General features: G+C 60.2%; 17 protein-coding genes and 1 riboswitch. Of the genes, 9 read left to right on the top strand and 8 right to left on the bottom strand.

Annotated features, from left to right (window positions below):
• Positions 1–141 precede the first annotated feature (141 nt).
• The gene (locus GSQ92_RS02430) at positions 142–696 is read right to left on the bottom strand and encodes a DUF1772 domain-containing protein (protein WP_216850263.1); all 555 of its coding nucleotides are present in this window, start codon (positions 694–696) and stop codon (positions 142–144) included.
• Positions 697–929: 233 nt separating this feature from the next.
• Between GSQ92_RS02430 and GSQ92_RS02425 the strand changes: the two genes are divergently transcribed.
• The 7 genes from GSQ92_RS02425 (at position 930) to GSQ92_RS02395 (ending at position 9,170) form a co-directional block, all read left to right on the top strand.
• Positions 930–1,967 carry a LacI family DNA-binding transcriptional regulator gene (locus GSQ92_RS02425; RefSeq protein ID WP_159012947.1) on the top strand — a complete coding sequence of 346 codons (1,038 nt, stop codon included), beginning with the start codon at positions 930–932 and terminating at the stop codon, positions 1,965–1,967.
• A 298-nt stretch (positions 1,968–2,265) separates the two neighbouring features.
• The gene (locus GSQ92_RS02420; RefSeq protein WP_254065759.1) at positions 2,266–3,549 is read left to right on the top strand and encodes an ABC transporter substrate-binding protein; all 1,284 of its coding nucleotides are present in this window, start codon (positions 2,266–2,268) and stop codon (positions 3,547–3,549) included.
• Positions 3,546–4,517, top strand: a complete 972-nt coding sequence (locus GSQ92_RS02415) for a carbohydrate ABC transporter permease (RefSeq protein ID WP_216850267.1) — start codon at positions 3,546–3,548, stop codon at positions 4,515–4,517. Before GSQ92_RS02420 ends, GSQ92_RS02415 begins: the two co-directional genes overlap by 4 nt.
• Positions 4,514–5,374 (top strand): carbohydrate ABC transporter permease, encoded by an 861-nt coding sequence (locus tag GSQ92_RS02410; RefSeq protein ID WP_216850269.1) that lies wholly within the window; start codon positions 4,514–4,516, stop codon positions 5,372–5,374. Before GSQ92_RS02415 ends, GSQ92_RS02410 begins: the two co-directional genes overlap by 4 nt.
• A 24-nt stretch (positions 5,375–5,398) precedes the next feature.
• The gene (locus GSQ92_RS02405) at positions 5,399–6,814 is read left to right on the top strand and encodes an FAD-binding oxidoreductase (protein WP_159012946.1); all 1,416 of its coding nucleotides are present in this window, start codon (positions 5,399–5,401) and stop codon (positions 6,812–6,814) included.
• A 122-nt stretch (positions 6,815–6,936) separates the two neighbouring features.
• The gene (locus GSQ92_RS02400; protein ID WP_216856724.1) at positions 6,937–8,331 is read left to right on the top strand and encodes a glycerophosphodiester phosphodiesterase family protein; all 1,395 of its coding nucleotides are present in this window, start codon (positions 6,937–6,939) and stop codon (positions 8,329–8,331) included.
• A gap of 458 nt (positions 8,332–8,789) precedes the next feature.
• Positions 8,790–9,170, top strand: a complete 381-nt coding sequence (locus GSQ92_RS02395) for a hypothetical protein (protein WP_159012945.1) — start codon at positions 8,790–8,792, stop codon at positions 9,168–9,170.
• A gap of 15 nt (positions 9,171–9,185) precedes the next feature.
• Here GSQ92_RS02395 and GSQ92_RS02390 read toward each other — a convergent pair whose 3' ends face one another.
• Positions 9,186–9,392, bottom strand: coding sequence for a hypothetical protein (locus tag GSQ92_RS02390; protein ID WP_158804094.1), 207 nt, complete (start codon positions 9,390–9,392; stop codon positions 9,186–9,188).
• A gap of 187 nt (positions 9,393–9,579) precedes the next feature.
• Positions 9,580–9,873 carry a DUF1330 domain-containing protein gene (locus tag GSQ92_RS02385; protein ID WP_159012944.1) on the bottom strand — a complete coding sequence of 98 codons (294 nt, stop codon included), beginning with the start codon at positions 9,871–9,873 and terminating at the stop codon, positions 9,580–9,582.
• Between the two features lie 290 nt (positions 9,874–10,163).
• On the opposite strand from GSQ92_RS02385, the gene GSQ92_RS02380 reads away from it, so the two are divergent.
• The gene (locus tag GSQ92_RS02380; protein ID WP_174247795.1) at positions 10,164–10,946 is read left to right on the top strand and encodes a DUF899 domain-containing protein; all 783 of its coding nucleotides are present in this window, start codon (positions 10,164–10,166) and stop codon (positions 10,944–10,946) included.
• A gap of 108 nt (positions 10,947–11,054) precedes the next feature.
• Here GSQ92_RS02380 and GSQ92_RS02375 read toward each other — a convergent pair whose 3' ends face one another.
• Positions 11,055–11,837, bottom strand: coding sequence for a CbtA family protein (locus tag GSQ92_RS02375; protein WP_159012943.1), 783 nt, complete (start codon positions 11,835–11,837; stop codon positions 11,055–11,057).
• 11 nt (positions 11,838–11,848) lie between these two features.
• The gene (locus GSQ92_RS02370) at positions 11,849–12,067 is read right to left on the bottom strand and encodes a CbtB domain-containing protein (RefSeq protein WP_158804098.1); all 219 of its coding nucleotides are present in this window, start codon (positions 12,065–12,067) and stop codon (positions 11,849–11,851) included.
• A 31-nt stretch (positions 12,068–12,098) separates the two neighbouring features.
• Positions 12,099–12,249: riboswitch (cobalamin riboswitch) on the bottom strand.
• 168 nt (positions 12,250–12,417) lie between these two features.
• Between GSQ92_RS02370 and GSQ92_RS02365 the strand changes: the two genes are divergently transcribed.
• The gene (locus GSQ92_RS02365) at positions 12,418–12,708 is read left to right on the top strand and encodes a hypothetical protein (protein WP_159012942.1); all 291 of its coding nucleotides are present in this window, start codon (positions 12,418–12,420) and stop codon (positions 12,706–12,708) included.
• Between the two features lie 72 nt (positions 12,709–12,780).
• Here GSQ92_RS02365 and GSQ92_RS02360 read toward each other — a convergent pair whose 3' ends face one another.
• The 3 genes from GSQ92_RS02360 to GSQ92_RS02350 all read right to left on the bottom strand — a co-directional run bounded on the left by GSQ92_RS02360 (position 12,781) and on the right by GSQ92_RS02350 (position 15,413).
• Positions 12,781–13,149, bottom strand: a complete 369-nt coding sequence (locus GSQ92_RS02360) for an AEC family transporter (RefSeq protein WP_159012941.1) — start codon at positions 13,147–13,149, stop codon at positions 12,781–12,783.
• 172 nt (positions 13,150–13,321) lie between these two features.
• Positions 13,322–14,485 carry an epoxide hydrolase family protein gene (locus GSQ92_RS02355; RefSeq protein ID WP_159012940.1) on the bottom strand — a complete coding sequence of 388 codons (1,164 nt, stop codon included), beginning with the start codon at positions 14,483–14,485 and terminating at the stop codon, positions 13,322–13,324.
• Positions 14,486–15,140: 655 nt separating this feature from the next.
• A complete protein-coding gene (locus GSQ92_RS02350) occupies positions 15,141–15,413 on the bottom strand; it encodes a hypothetical protein (protein WP_158804102.1) in 273 nt (90 codons plus the stop codon).
• Between the last annotated feature and the right edge of the window lie 171 nt (positions 15,414–15,584).

Genomic DNA, 15,584 nt, shown 5'->3' with positions numbered 1-15,584 from the left:
CTGTCGTTTGAGGGTCAACTAAAAGAGAATGTTCTGTTTCAACGGGCGGGCCGGCTCGCATCCACCCGGCCAGCTTCGATCTACAATGGCTGCGGCAGGACCATCGCTCAAAGTCAGCGATTCCGCATCACCGCGGCAAGATTATGATCGCTCGGCGATGAATCTTCGCGGTCGCGCCACACGCATAATCAGCGCATAGACGAAGAAAATACCAGCGGCGAACGAAGCTACGGTCCGGACGTGGTTCCACACAACCCACTCGGCAAGATAGCGCTCCCAATAGGCGGTCGCATCGGCAGTGCCAGCTTGGACTCTTGCGAGGCCGTCGTTGAGCGGCACGTTGAACGCCAAAGTCACCCCAATGCAGCCGATGATATAAATCGCGCTCGCAACGGCGATGAGTGTCGCTCCCGGCTTGCCTCGGCGGAGATAGGAACTCGCGCCGAGCAGAACACACACCAAGCCCGTGCCGAGAAACGCGAGCATGAAGCTCGTGGTTATCACAGTTACGTTGATGGACTGCATCGCAGCGATCCCCTGATCGGGAGGGATCCGCCCCAAACCGGCCATCACGAAAGAGGAGAACGCGAACAGGACCCCAGACACCAACAGGCTGCCGATAGCAGCCACAAAGGTCAGCAGCAGTGCCCAGCGCTCGACGACAGTTTCCATCCAAGGCCGCGCTGGGATTGCCATTTCTTGCTCCATTCCGAACTAGGCAGCGCCTTTCTGCGGAACCTACTAGTTCTTTATGCACGGCGGTCGCTTTGCGGTCTACTGAGATGGCATCGGCCCTGATCCCAGCGCAGCAAAGCGGGGTTGGCTATGGTGTCGCGGCATCGCCCTGGTCGCGCTGGGTCAGGTGACAAGAGGAAGAAATCACGCGATGGTGAGCCCGCGACTGGGGCGGGTCTGGCGAGGGGTGCGGCGTGAGTCAGCAGAGTGGCGCTACGCTAGAGGATGTTGCGGCGGTGGCCCAGGTCTCCCGCGCCACCGCTGCCAGGGCGCTCAACGGCTATGGCTATGTCGGGCATGGGACGGCGCTGCGGGTTCGGGAGGCGGCAGAGCAGTTAGGCTATCAGACGAACCGCGTCGCGCAGGCACTGCGCAGCGGACGATTGCGGATTATCGGATTTGTGCCAGGCGATATACAAAACCCCTTTTTCGCGCGGATTGCGCATGATGTCGATGTCGCGCTCCGGCGGCGAAATTACAATGTTCTCATCGCGAGCAGTGAGGAGAATACGGATCAAGAACGCCAGGTGCTGGCAGGGCTGCGGGCGCTCAATACCCAGGGCCTGATCCTGGCACCGGCCTCGACCGAGGATAATCACCATATCCTCGAGCTGGTCCGCGAGGGCGTGCCGATCGTGCTGATCGATCGTCTCGTGAAGGACGTGGCCTGCGACAGCGTGACGGTGGATAATGAAGCGGGAGCTTGGGCAGCCGTCGAGCATCTGGTGGCGAAAGGGCACCGCCGGATTGGGCTTTTGCGGGATGAAGCGCCAATTTTCACAACGCAGGAGCGCCTGGCCGGCTATCGCAAAGCCCTAACAGATTTCGGTATTGCCTTCGATGAGCGCTCGGTTGTTTCGACAAAACCCACGGTTGGGGACGCGATTGCGGCGACCGGAAGGCTTTTCAAGCGGCGCACGCGTCCTACCGCATTGCTGACCCTGGATAGCGTGATGACCCAGGGCGCGCTCCTTGCTCTGAGATCAGCGGGGCTGAGCATTCCCGGAGATGTCTCACTCATTGGTTTTGACGATTTCGCGCTGGCGACATTCACGGACCCTCCAATTACTGTCGTTGCGCAACCGACAGCGGAAATTGGTCGCCTCGCGGCGCAGCTTCTTCTGGAACGTCTTGAACAACGAGATCTGCCGCCGCGCATTGTGCGCTTTCAGACCGAGCTCATTATCCGGGGCTCCGTCCGATGCCTGCCTGGCCCGATGAACCGCGATTGACACAGTCTGCCGAGAAAATGTCCATGACATCGCGGTCTTTGCTTTAATTTTCGGCGAAGTGCGATGTCACCCGTCGAATCTCAGATTCGCATTCTATAAAGGAATTGCCTACCCGGCGATTCATGATATGGATCCGGATGTGAGATCGATCCCAGGTCATCTCGCGCGATGGTTGCAGCGGGCGGGAGAATCCGCCGGCTGGGCTTTGTTGGCTCGGTAGCTTCACTTGGACGGTTGGAGTATTGTAATGAAGCGGATCGCGAGGCTTGCTGTTCTGATGGGCATGGCTGTGTCCGGCATGGCGATATCGGCGTCCGCCACCAGGGCGAGTTCCAGTCGCAAACCGGTGGTCGCCGAGCCCGGCGCGACAGTCGACTATAGCGGCACGCTCAGCCTCCTCACAAAATTTGGCGTGCAACAGCTATCGCCGTATTTCGTCAATGCGGCCCATGCATATGAAACGCTGCATCCGGGTGTGCATGTCGTGCTTGACCAGCAGACCGATGACAGCGTCAAGGACAAGACCAAGACGCTCGTTGCCTCCAATTCCCTTCCGGATATTTATTTCTCATGGACCGGCAATTGGGGCGAGAATTTCGTGCGCGGCAATCGTGCCGTTGATCTCAGTAAGGTGATCGCTTCAGATACGGAATGGGGAAAAACCTTTACTCCGGCAGCAGTTGCGAGCTTTGTCTGGCATGGCAAGAACTACGGCATGCCGCTCTATCTCGATGCAAAATTCATGGGCTACAACAAACAAGTCTTTTCGAAGCTCGGAATCGGCGTGCCGAAAAGCTTCGACGAGCTTCTGTCGGCCTGTGACACTATCCACAAATCCGGCATGACGCCGATCTCGATCGGCAACAAGGAAGCCTGGCCCGCCATTCATTATATCGGCCAGTTGCTGGCCTATGACGTGCCGGAGGCGACGCTGGAAAAGGACTTCAACCCGAAAACCGCAACCTATACGGATCCGGGTTACCTGGCGGCGCTCAATCAGTTCACCTCGCTTGTGACGCGCTGCACTGATGGCGGCAACATGAACGGTGTTTCGTTCGCGACTGCGATCGAAGACTTCAGTAACCTGAAATCCGCCATGTACTATCAAGAGATCATCGAGTTTGACGGCAGCGCCAGCGCGCAGACACCGCTCAAGCAGAATGACTTCGGCTTCTTCGTGCTGCCTCCGGCCGCCAGCGCCAAAGGCGATACCAAGGCGATCGAGGGCGCGCCCGAGGGGTATATGATCAATACGCGGTCGAAGCATGTGAGCCTCGCGCTGGACTTTCTGAAGTTCATAACCTCGATGAGCAACGCAGAGGCTCTGTCGGCACCGCCCTACGGACAACCCAGTGCGGTGATCGGCGCGGTGACCGACAAGAACTCAAGCAGCTCGGTCGTTGCGGGCATGGTGGATCTGAATGCGACACCGTTCCTGATGCCTTGGCTGGATACGGCGAATACGCCGGGCGTAGCTTCGGCTTGGCTTAATGGCATACAGGCCTTGGCGGGCGGGTCGATGTCCGCCGCGCAAGTGATCGAGGGTGTGGCCACCGCAGCCAAGGCGGACGCCGACCGGTGAAAGCCGCTGGCTCGCGGGCCATCGGCAAGGGTGCTGGCGTCGGGAGAACCGATGCCAGCACGGGCCGGTTGAGGGGTCGAGCCCGCGAAGCTTTCCGGCAGTGCTTCTCCTTCCGCTGGGTCGCCGCCGCCGTGATTGTGCTGGTCTGGTTCGTCTATTTCCCGGTCGTCGATAATTTCATCATCAGTACGACACGCAGCGACATCTACACCGGCGATGTCTCCTATGTCGGTCTCGGCAACTATAGCCGCCTTTTACACGATAAGGTGGTTTGGTCGGCGCTTTGGAACAATTGCGCGTATGCGGTGATCTCCGTCATTTTCCAGGTTTTCGGGGCCTTCATTCTCGCGGGCATTATCGAGAGCCTGCGGAGCGACTTCTGGAGACGGTTCTGGCGGGCGCTGTATTTCGTTCCCTCGGCGATTTCGCTGACCGTGACTGGTTTGCTCTTCTACTTCATATACCAGCCGCAGATCGGCATATTGGACGCCGTGATGAGGGCAACTGGGCTCGGCGCGCTGATCCAGCCCTGGCTCGGCAGCGAGCATACCGCGATCTACGCCATCATCGCGATGAGCCAGTGGCAAGGGTTCGGCTATTCCACCTTGCTCTTCGCTGTGGCGATCCAGAAAATTCCCGGCGAGATCTTCGACGCGGCGAGGATCGACGGAATAGGACCCATCCGGCGGATCATCAGCATCACTTGGCCGCTGACGCGCGAGATGACGGGGCTCATGATTCTCGTCACGATTACCGGCGCGTTTCAGGTTTTCAACGAGGTCATGGTCATGACCGGCGGTGGTCCGAACAATGCGAGCCAAGTGCTCGGCACCTGGGTCTATCAGCAGGGCTTCATCCAGGATGATTTCGGCTATGGCGCGGCGATTGCGAGCGTGGTCTTCGTCGCGACGATGCTGACCGGCGCCGCCCATCTTTGGTACACCAAGCGGGGAAGGGTGAGCTGGTGACGACGCTTGCGGTCCCGCATACAGGGCCGCGGGTGAGTGCGACCCGCATCATCGGCAGGACGCTGCTCCTTTCCTTCCTCGTCTGCCTCGGCATCGTCGTGGCCTATCCGCTATTGTGGATGGCTCTGAACGGCTTCAAGGACAACGAGCAGATCTTCGGCACGCCCTTTTCGCTGCCGAGGCATTTCTCCTGGGCGAATTATGTAAACGCCTGGAATCATGGCGTGCGGAGCTATGTCATCACCAGCCTTCTGGTGACGATTTCTTCCGGCATCTGCACAGTTCTGATCAGCGCCTGGACAGCTTTCGGTTTAACCCGCACCCATCTGCCCGGCAGGCCGTTCATTCTCGCGCTCGTTTTGGGTGGTCTGATGCTGAGCCCGACAGTAGCGCTCATCCCGCTCGTCCAGATGTTCCAGGGACTTGGGTTGTACAACTCCGACTGGGCGCTGATCATTCTCTATACGGCTTTCCGTGTACCGTTCACGACGTTTCTGATCCGGGCCTATATGATTGACTTGCCGGCGGAGCTTGACGAAGCGGCGACCATTGATGGCGCGACCGATAGTCAGCGGTTCTGGCGGGTCATTCTGCCCATGTGTAGGCCCATCATTATCTCCTGCATCATCCTTCATGTGCTGTTCGCCTGGAACGAATACATCTTCGCGATGGTCTTCACGAGCGGTTCGGATACGACGACGCTGCCTGTGGGCCTCGCATTGCTCATGGCCCGCCACAGCACGAATTATGCCGAGGTCTTCGCGGCTATGACGATTTCGGCCTTGCCCATCGTCGTCGTCTTTTTCGCGACCCAGCGCTATTTCGTGCGCGGCCTGGCTGAAGGCATCGGAAAGTAGCGGGCGCGGGTGGAGGAAACAGTTATGCCGACATTCAGGCTGCGGAAGCCGGTTGTTGCGCCGCCGCAAGACCGTTCCTTCTGGCTCCAAGATGCTGGTGCCGATTACGCGGCGCCGTCGCTCGTCGGACGTGAGCAGGCGGATGTCGTGATCATCGGCGGCGGCTATACGGGGCTCTGGACCGCCCTGCGGCTGCTTGAGGATGCCCCGTCCACTCGCGTGGTCGTGCTGGAGGCGGATTTCTGTGGCGCCGGCGCCTCTGGCCGCAACGGCGGCCAGGTCCATTCCTGGTTCGCGGAGATCGATGCGCTGGCCGCGGTTGTGGGTCTCGAAGAGGCGACGCAGCTTTGCCGGGAAACCGCCGATGTGATCGCCGAGCTGGAACGCATGCAGCGTGCTGGGCAGGTTGACATGGATCTGCGGCTGGATGGCTGGCTGTGGACCGCGAGCTCGATCGCGCAGGAGGGTGCCTGGGACCGGCCTGTCGCTATGACGGCCGCCGTCGGCGCCGCGCGCTTCGAGCCGCTGAACGCAGGCGAGATCCTCCGCCGCACGGGTTCCTCGGCATCCTATGTCGGGGTTGAGGAGCCCAAGGCCGGCACCGTGCATCCGGCTAAACTCGCACTCGGCCTGCGCGCCTTGGCCCAGAAGCGCGGCGCCGTCATCTACGAGCGTAGCCCGGTGCGCGCCATCCATACCGGCGCCGTCTGCAGGGTGGAGACAGAGCGCGGGGAGGTTCGAGCGTCCAGAGTGGTGCTTGCGGCCAATGCTTGGCTGTCGGCAGTACCGGAGATCCACCGGCATATGTATGTCGTCGAGAGTCAGGTTATCGCGACGGCGCCGGTGCCTGATCTGCTGGATGGGATCGGCTGGCGTGGCGGCGCCTCAATCTGCGATTCCCAGAAGAATGTGCTTTACTACCAGCGCACCGATGCCGGCCGGGTGATCTTCGGCCGCGGCGGCGGGAGGCTCGCCTATCGCTGCCATATCGGAGCTGAGTTCAACCGCAGCAAAGAACACGGCTGGCACAATCGGCGTGAACTGCACCGCGTCTATCCTTCGCTGCGCGGTGTCGCGGTCGATTATGACTGGACAGGACCGATCGATTGCGTGCCCGAACACGTGCCCGTTTTCGGCGCCCTGGACGGCCATCCCAATATCCTCTTCGGGATCGGCTTCAACGGTACGGGCATCGCGCAAACGCCAATCGGCGGGCGCATCCTGGCGAGCCTCGCACTGGAACGGAAGGATCGCTGGAGCGAAAGCGGGCTAGTTGGCCTCGCACGCCGCGGCAAGTTGCCACCTGAGCCGTTTCGCTATCTCGGCGGCTCGATTGTGCGCCAGGCGGTGCGCCGCAAGAATGACGCGGAGATCCTGAACAAGCGGGCAAGTCCTGTGAGCCGTATGGTCGCGCGGATGGTGCCCGGCTCGGGCGAGTAGTGGCTTTGGTCGCCGGCGCAGGCCGATGCGGCCGCCCTGCCGCATAAACGTCACTTGTATCGCCTCGAGGGGATAGATAGGCGTTCGACATACCCGGTCGATGGCTTTCGGACCTGTGTCCGATGTTTATGCGCGTCGCGATTTTGGTGAGATACGGAATGTTGAGCAAACAGCTCAAGCGGATGTGCATTGGCCTTGTTGCGAGTGGAGCGATCCTAACGGCTGCCACGGCGAATGCCGGCCAACCGCTCTTAACGCTGAACGGTCAGCCACCTATCATTGTCGGGCATAGAGGTATCCCGGGACTGATGCCCGAGGAGACGCAGGCATCCTACGAAATAGCCGCTGACCTCGGAACTGACGCGCTAGAAGAAGATCTGCATCTGACAAAGGATTGCATCCTCGTCGCTCGACACAATCCCTGGCTCAGCGACAATACTAACGTTGCCGAAGTCGCCAAGTCGAATCCTGAAGTCGCAGCGCGCAAGCGCGTGGTTCCCGGGGTGAAAATTCCAGTCACGTGGCCGCAAACAGCCACTAGCGGGCCTAGCGAGTATTTAACCGACTTGACAGACCTAAGGAACCCGAAGTCAGTTCTGAAATCGCTGATCGTGGATGGGGAAGATCACACGGGCGACTGGTCAATCAACGATTTTACGTTGAAAGAGCTCAAGACTTGGTTCGGGGGCACGACTTATGACGATGCCGCTGAACGTCCGACTGTTTTCAATGGCAAATTTCCAATTCTCAGCATGCAGGAAATCATTGACATCGCGAAAGCGAAAAGCCAACAGACCGGGCGGGTAATTTCGGTTTATCCCGAGAGCAAGAATCCGACCTGGAACGACGAGCAAGCCATTGCCAATGGCTGCGGTGCCCCGGGGAGTCATCCGCTCGAAGATGCGATGATCAAGATCATTCAGGAAAATGGATTGAATTCCAAGACGGCGGCGATCTATGTCCAAAGTTTCGAGCCTGGAAGCCTGAAATACATGGTGGCCCATGGCCTCAAGACCAAGGTCGTGCAGCTGATCGATGGCTACGACGTGAACTTTAAGACCGGCGATGTGATCTACAACGAGATCACCGACAGCCGCCCATTTGATTGGACAGTGAGTGGTGATCCCCGCTGGTTCAGCGCGATGTTGACGCCAGAAGGCCTCGCCGAGATCAAGACATATGCGGACGGCATCGGACCCTGGAAGCCGCAGATTGTGCCTATCAAGATCACGCCGTGGAAGGATCGCAATCCGGATGGCAGCCCCTTCGTCGGATCGACATCTCAGGCGGAGACACAGCCAGCGACCACGCTGATCTCCGACGCTCACAAAGCGGGTTTATTCGTTCACGTCTTCACATTTCGCAACGAAGGCAAGTATCTGGCAGCTAGTTACCATGGCGATCCCAAACAGGAAGATGAGGCGTTTTTTCGCCTCGGTGTCGACGGGATCTTCACTGATTTCAGCAATACTGGTGTCGCAGCTCGTGCCGACTATCTGAGATCACTAGACCACTAGGCATAACCCTCTCCACGCACCCAAGGACCTCGGCGGCCGCCGGCCGAGGTCCTGCTGGAATAAAATGCCCGAAGACCGCTGCACGATGCCTGAGGCAGTCGGCGCAGCCGAGCGTCTTCAAACTGTCATTTTCCGCCCTTCCGCTGTGCAGCTAGGAAAGCGGGGTGGTTCGCCAGCTGAGCAAGCCAGGCTTGATCGGAAGCAGATCCGGCGCGCCTTGCTGGATCTGGTTGGACTAACGCGCATGGACCCATGAAGATCGGACGAGGAGGAAGTTTGCTGTTCGGGGAGGCGTCGGCGTGACCTATGTCGGGTCGAGTCGAAAACCTTGTCGGTAAATTCCTGTTCTAGCTTTTTGGCTGAAGTGCGAACCGCGACCACACGGCTTCATGTCTCTGTCGGCCATGAGGCTGTGCGAGGGCATGCTGGCCGTCAGACGCAACCGGGGGGAGTGAGCAATGGCCGCGGAGCCTGATTACATCACGCGCAAAACGCGCGAGGCGGTAAGAAGACTGACCGGAGACGGCGAGCTTAGGCAGCGCGTCTTCAAGGTGTGGGTGCCCCTGACTGCCGTGTTCCACGAAGAAATTGATGATCCGATTTTGATGAAACGCTTAGGGGCGATCGTCAAGCTTTTGACCGAGGGCGCGGAACCGCATGACAGCACGCTCAGGCATCTGAACGACGATCAGATCGAGCATCTGCGACAGGACATCCTCGCGCTTTACGAGAATTCGGTGGTCTATGCGGTCCAATCCGCGAACGGCTCCGTCGAGGAGGAGGGCGGAGTTGAAGACGAAGACAAAAAGGGAAAGAAGAAGAGAAAAAAGGCGAAGTAAGGCTCAATTAGAGGGTTAGTCCCGTACAAGGTTGCGCCAAAACCGCGGCTCGCCGCAGATGGCGTCGATCTTCTTGGCTTCCGCGGGGTCACTGAGCAAGACGATACAGCGGTGTCCATCCTCGACTTCGAGGACAGACACCGTGTCGGCGAGCATGCCGGTGGCCTTCATCCCTTCCACGACGCCGGCCCATTCAGGTGGAATCGATAAGATATAGGGCATCGGCGGTCCTCTCGTGCTTCGGCTGCGCAATCCTAGCGTGAACAAGCGCGAGGGAATGTGACGCGATGATTGCATCGTGACGGAGATACCCGGCGGGCGCTCCCCGTCAGGTTGCTTAGGAGCTACCGGACGGGCCGTCGTGATCAGCGGCAACGCAAAACCCGACGGTTTTGCGGCGTGTCGCCCGTTAGATGGCTTCGATGATCCGGATATCTCGCTCCGCGGATCCGGGGCCGAGTATTCGTAGCGCCTCCTGATATCCCGGGCTGTCATAGGCGGCGCGGGCGGCCTCGACGCTCTCAAATTCGAGGATGACCGTTCGTAGCGGCTGCCCTGCCTCCTTGGTCACAGCAGGCTCGCCGCGCGCCAGAATTTTGCCGCCCGCAGCGGTCAGAGCCTGTCCCGACACCTTGGCGTAGGCCGCAAGCCGATCCGGGTCGGTGATAGAGCGGTAGACAGATATCCAGTAGACCTTGGCCATAGAAACCTCCCTGAGAAGAGCCGGGCGGAATGGTGATATTTGCCCGCGGCAGCTTTCGACTCTACCACGCTACGAAAGCACTGGTATTTCTCGGACTTCGATCTCGCGCACTCAAATCAAAAGAGTGCGGGCACCCCGGCGTGGAGTTTTCCCGCCACACTTGTAACTCTCACCCTCCGACAATCCGGTGCGAGGTTGGCTCATGAGCAATAACGAGCGGCCGGCAGCAATGGCGTGGCGCTTCGGCGCGAAGGCACTGGCGCTCGTTTAATTCGGAGGGTTTAACGGCCATGACTAAATCACCTGAGGGGGGCCAGCTCACAATGCAGCGGCCGCCGATCGTTTCGCTGCAAGCATGGGAGGCCGCGCGCCGGGAACTGCTTGTGAAGGAAAAGTCGCAGATGCGGGCCCATGACGCGCTGGCCGCCGAACGCCGGAGGATGCCGTGGATGGCGGTGGAACAGGCGTATGCGTTCGAGGGTCCGAAGGGCAGGGCGAGCCTGCTCGATCTGTTCGAGGGCCGGCGTCAGTTGGTCGTCTACCGTGCCTTCTTCGAACCCGGCGTGTTCGGCTGGCCCGATCATGCCTGCCGTGGCTGCTCCCTGGGCGCGGATCAGGTCGCGCATCTTGCCCATCTGAACGCCCGCGACACCACGCTGGTTTATGCCTCGCGCGCGCCACAGGCGGATATCGCGCGGCTAAAGGCCAAGATGGGCTGGGATATGCCCTGGTATACGATTACCGACAGCTTCGACGCCGACTTCGGCGTGGATGAGTGGCACGGCCATAATGTGTTCTTGCGAGACGGCGAGCAGGTGTTCCGCACCTACTTCATCAACAACCGCGGCGACGAGGCGATGGGGACCACCTGGAGCTATCTCGACCTGACGCCGCTCGGCCGCCAAGAGGTTTGGGAGGATTCTCCGGAGGGCTATCCTCAGACTCCGACCTATAAATGGTGGAACTGGCACGACAACTACACGGCCGAGGCCTCGCCCGATCCGAAGTGGGTCTCGGTATCAGACGCCGGGGAAGCCGCCTTCCGGAAACTCGAGACGAGCGGGAAGGTGTGAGCAGGGGCTGCTGAACCTTCGAGAACGGACAGGTCAGCACACTCCACCAACCTGTCCGCCTGCCTCATCAAGAAATAAGCATATCCTTATATGTGCGAGTGACCGAGCTTATCGCCAAGCGGCACCCATCGGGCCACCGAGCCGGTATCCGTTCCGGGCCTGTGCTGCCCGCTCCGTCACGGCACCGAAGACGAGCCCGAGGGTGGCCCACATGATGACCTGCATCGCGAAAGAGTCGATCCGGAAGTGCCAGAGTACGACCGCTGGGAAATCGGCCGGCACTTCGTTGATAGGCGGCATCAGGGCCGCCACGATCGCAACGACCACGACATAGAAGGCCGTGGCGAAGAGAGCCGCCGACCACACACCGTGTTTGGGCGCTAAACGCTTACGCAGGACCGCCGCACCGACCATTGCGGCAATCGATAGCGCCATCATCGTAAAATAGAGCTGCGTGCGTATCCCGATGGTGTCGGGATGCCCGACGGAGGGCGGATTGGCCGGATACTTAAGGTTCGGCACGACGTAGACGGCAACGATCCCCGTCAGAGCCAGCAGAGCGGCGACCGTCCGCGGGCTGAGGCTACTGCCTACACGTCCATTCGCGAAGGCGAAGACCAGCGCGAACAAACCACCGAACGCCGTGGAATAAACCATGACGCCGGTGAGAAGCCCCCAGCTCGCCTGCACGGGGCGACTGACAAGCTCCGGCGCCTGCATGTCGTGAATGCCTTTAGCGGCATCCGCCTTGACCTTGGCTTCGTCCATGGCACTTTCGAAGGCGATCGCGCTATCGACCTGCGGTTCGCCAAAAACCTTGGCGAAACCGAACACGAGGAGCCCCGCGAGCAGTCCGCAGAGCATTCCTCGGATGAGGAGAGTCCTGACCATGAGTCTGGCCCCTAGTGGCAGGGGAAGCCGAGCAGGTGGCGGCCGTCATGCACGAATTCATGCACATACATGCCCTTGATGATCGAGGTGGCACCTTCCTCGGCGCCGACGAAGTAGATTGCCAGCAACATCACCAGCCCAAAAATGAGCCAGGGAAGAACCTCACGCACAGGAATGGGTGCGGAGGCAATATCGGTTCCGATATCGGAACCAATGGTCGTGTTAGACATCCAAATACTCCCCGGGATCAAGCGTCCCCTTGGATTGCAAAACGCCATGGCCGGGTCTGACTTCCGGAGGCTCGATGAGCGAGCCGACGGTTACAGTGGCGCGACCGCGCCGGAGTTGCACCGGCTTCCGCACTCATGGCGCGCAAGGGGTAGAAGTCGCAGGCCCTCAATGTCAAACGATATTCGGTTCGCAGGGCTGTGAGCCAGATGCGCCTCCGTACGATCGACTGGCGGGCGGCGGGTCAAACCGGAGATGCAGAGAGCGGCCGACAAGCCCCGTCGGGTGCTCGCCTTCCGCCGGGACAAGGAGCATGCTTCGCCGTGCAAGCCACGCCAGAAGGGGGGTTATAATGTTTGCATCAATCCGGACCTACGAGGGGGTGACCGATGTTGCGGCGGTTGCCGACGGAGCGAAAACGAATATTTCCTCGATACTTGAGAAGAGTGACGGTTTTATCTCATATACTCTCGTCAAAGCCGGGCATGACTCGGTGGTGTCAATCAGCTTCTTTGAAACCTACGACCAGGCCGCTGAGGCGAACCAGGCTATCCGCGAGTTGGTCCGGGGAGAACTCAATCACCTGATGCCCCACCCACCTAAAGCCATCGTGGGCGAGGTGATCGGCCATCTCGAGAAGTAGGCAACGGCAGATTCTTCCGGACTCGCCCGGCTGGGTGCCTGACGGCGGGCGGGACTGGATTCAGCGCTGTGTCTAGTTGCCGATGGCTGCGCTGCTGTTGAGCCCCGACAACGCATAGAGCCACAGCATCAACGACGCGACGGACAGCAGCGTCGTCAAAGCTATTGTCGTGGCAACCATCGGCTCCTCACATTTGTATTCGCCCGCGAGGATGAAGACGGTTTTCGCCGTTGGCACCGCTGCGCAGACGACTGCTGCGATCGTATAGAGCGGGTCGAGTCCACAGGCCAAGGCGAGGCCATAAACGACAATTGGCATGATGAGCAGCTTAACCGCTGCCAGCACCAGGGATGACCCTAGATCGGTTCGCATTCCGTCGAGCGACAGCCCAAGCCCTATCGCGAATAACGCACATGGTGTGAGCCAGGTTGCGCGATACATACCCGAAATACCCGGCCATCCAGCCGGTGAGAATCACGGCAAAAACGGGCAAGATAAGGTCTGCAACCGCCACTACATGCTCCCCATCCGGAAATCAGTCTCACCGAGGGTGATTTCTTCTTGCGCCCGACCTTCGCGGCAGCTTTAAGGAACGATTTTTGCTTACGGCGACTTAGGCGATGGCCCGCAAGGGACGGAAGAAGGACCGGACGTCCTCTGCCAGGGCTTCCGGTTGTTCCATAGCGGCGAAGTGGCCGCCTTTTGGCATCACCGTCCAGCGCTGCAGGTTGGTGAAGGTCTGCTCGGCCAGGGATCGCGGCGGCCGCACCATTTCGGCTGGGAAAGCGGCGAAGGCGGCTGGGACGGTTATGATCGTGCCGTCCGTGATCTGCCATCCGCCGTGCATGCGGGCGTAATACGGCCAGAACGACGAACCAATGGCGCCTGTGAACCAGTAGAGGCTGATATTCGCCAGCATGTGGTCCTTGGAGAACACGGCTTCGACGTCGCCATGGCAATCGGACCAGGAGCGGAATTTCTCGATGATCCAGGCGGCGAGCCCTACCGGCGAGTCCGACAGGCCGAAAGCCAGGGTCTGCGGCTTGGTCCCCTGGATCGCCGAATAGCCAGTTCCTTCCTTCAACCAGTCGGCCAGGTTGTCGAAATAGACACGACCCTCTGCGGTGGAAGTATCGGCTTTCTCAGGGTCGCGTGGCAGCGGCATCATGTTCAGGTGCATCCCGATCAGCCGCTCGGGATAGGCGACGCCGAGCCGGGAGGTGATCGAGGCACCCCAATCACCGCCCTGCGCGGCGAAACGCTTGTAGCCCAATACGTCCGACATCAGAGACGCGAAGCAATCTGCCATCGCCTCGACACTGAAGCGGGGTTGCCCAGGGCTGAACGACAGACCATAGCCCGGTAGCGACGGGGCTATGACGGTAAACGCATCCGCGGGATCACCGCCGAAGCGTGCCGGATCGGTCAGCCGTGGGATAATGTCCAGGAACTCGAACACCGAGCCAGGCCAGCCGTGCGATAGCAGCAGGGGACACGGGTTAGGACCCTTCCCCGGCACATGCAGATAATGCAGATCGATCCCCGATAGCTCGACGGTGAATTGCGGAAATTCATTGAGCCGAGCGACCTGGTCGGGCCAGGAAAATGTCTCGCGCCAGTAGGTAACGAGTTCCCGCATATAGGCGGTGTCAGTGCCCGTGACCCAAGGCTCCCCCGGCGGTTGCTCGGGAAATCTTGTGCGCGCCAGGCGCTGCTGGAGGTCCTCGATGGCGCCTTGGTCGACCTCCAAATGGAACGGTACCGGTTTCGGGCTCATCGTGGTCTCCCTGTCGCTCAGCTTGAGTGTGTCACCCGTTACATGGGCCGATCACGCCCAACAGCGAACAAGTACACCGGAGGGCGGCGCAACGCTACGCCGGCCGTTCTGAGAGAGGCCGAGGCGAGCGTGGGTTGGTCATGGGCGTGGTGTCGTCGCCGCTCGCGGGCTCACGACGGCTCCGTCGCGCAGCGGATATCAGCCGGGTTCGCTGTTCACGGCGCGGCAGTGAACCCGGCGGAATCAGCTTCCATCTTGCACGTATAGAACCCGTGGCCGTAGCCGGCTGATATCGGGGAGAGATGATAGGTGAGGCTTCTCCCATTCGACCATACAACCGTGTCTCCTGGGCAATCCGCGGCCGCCGCATCAGGCGTCGCGAACCTATGCGACTTCCCGAGGCCGTTTGTCGCTCCCGCCGACGCGCTTTGCGCGGAGGGTGACTGCGCCATTGCAAGGGAACCCGCGCCCAGTGCGCAGAGAAGACCCAGCGGTAGGACTGTCCATCGGTAGGCCATGGTTTCCTCCGTGAAGAATTTTCGACGTATTGCACCCGTGGAGAATGCAAGTTGGTGTCGCGGAAGTAGTAAGCCCGCAAATTTTTGCAAGCTCACCGTGCTGAGGGTTAGCGATCAGTCCCGCCGGCGCCGAAACGTTACGGCAACGGCGTGACATTGCCCGAAGGATCAACCTTGAACCGGCTCTCGCCTCCGCCCTTGTTGCCTTCGCCCATCCAGCTCCCGTCCTTCTCCTTCGTGAGGCCTGACATCATACTGTATCCTGCGACGCCGGCATCATAGAGGGCTTGCTGTTGCGTGAGGCCATTCGGGGCCGTCTTCCCTGGGTCAGGCGGGTTCGCCTGAGCAAGGGCTGCCGCCGATGGCAAAGCGAAAAGCAATGCCGTTAATGCAAGACGAACGACCCGCATGACGCGCCTCCTGATCAACTCGCTGGGCTTCGCGCGCTGTGCAGCGCCGTATGAGAGTTATTCCGCCCCATGCGGGCTGGGAGACCCAGCACCGTCCATAATTTGTAACGAATTATCTCTGCCGTGGAGTTCGAGGTCGCAACGAGCGAACCCTGATGGCGGCCAAACTCA

Origin of the sequence: Acidisoma sp. S159, assembly GCF_009766125.1 — a bacterium.
Lineage (GTDB): Bacteria > Pseudomonadota > Alphaproteobacteria > Acetobacterales > Acetobacteraceae > Acidisoma.
The sequence above is the reverse complement of the archived record's forward strand: the minus strand, read 5'-3'. Positions and strand labels throughout refer to the sequence as shown.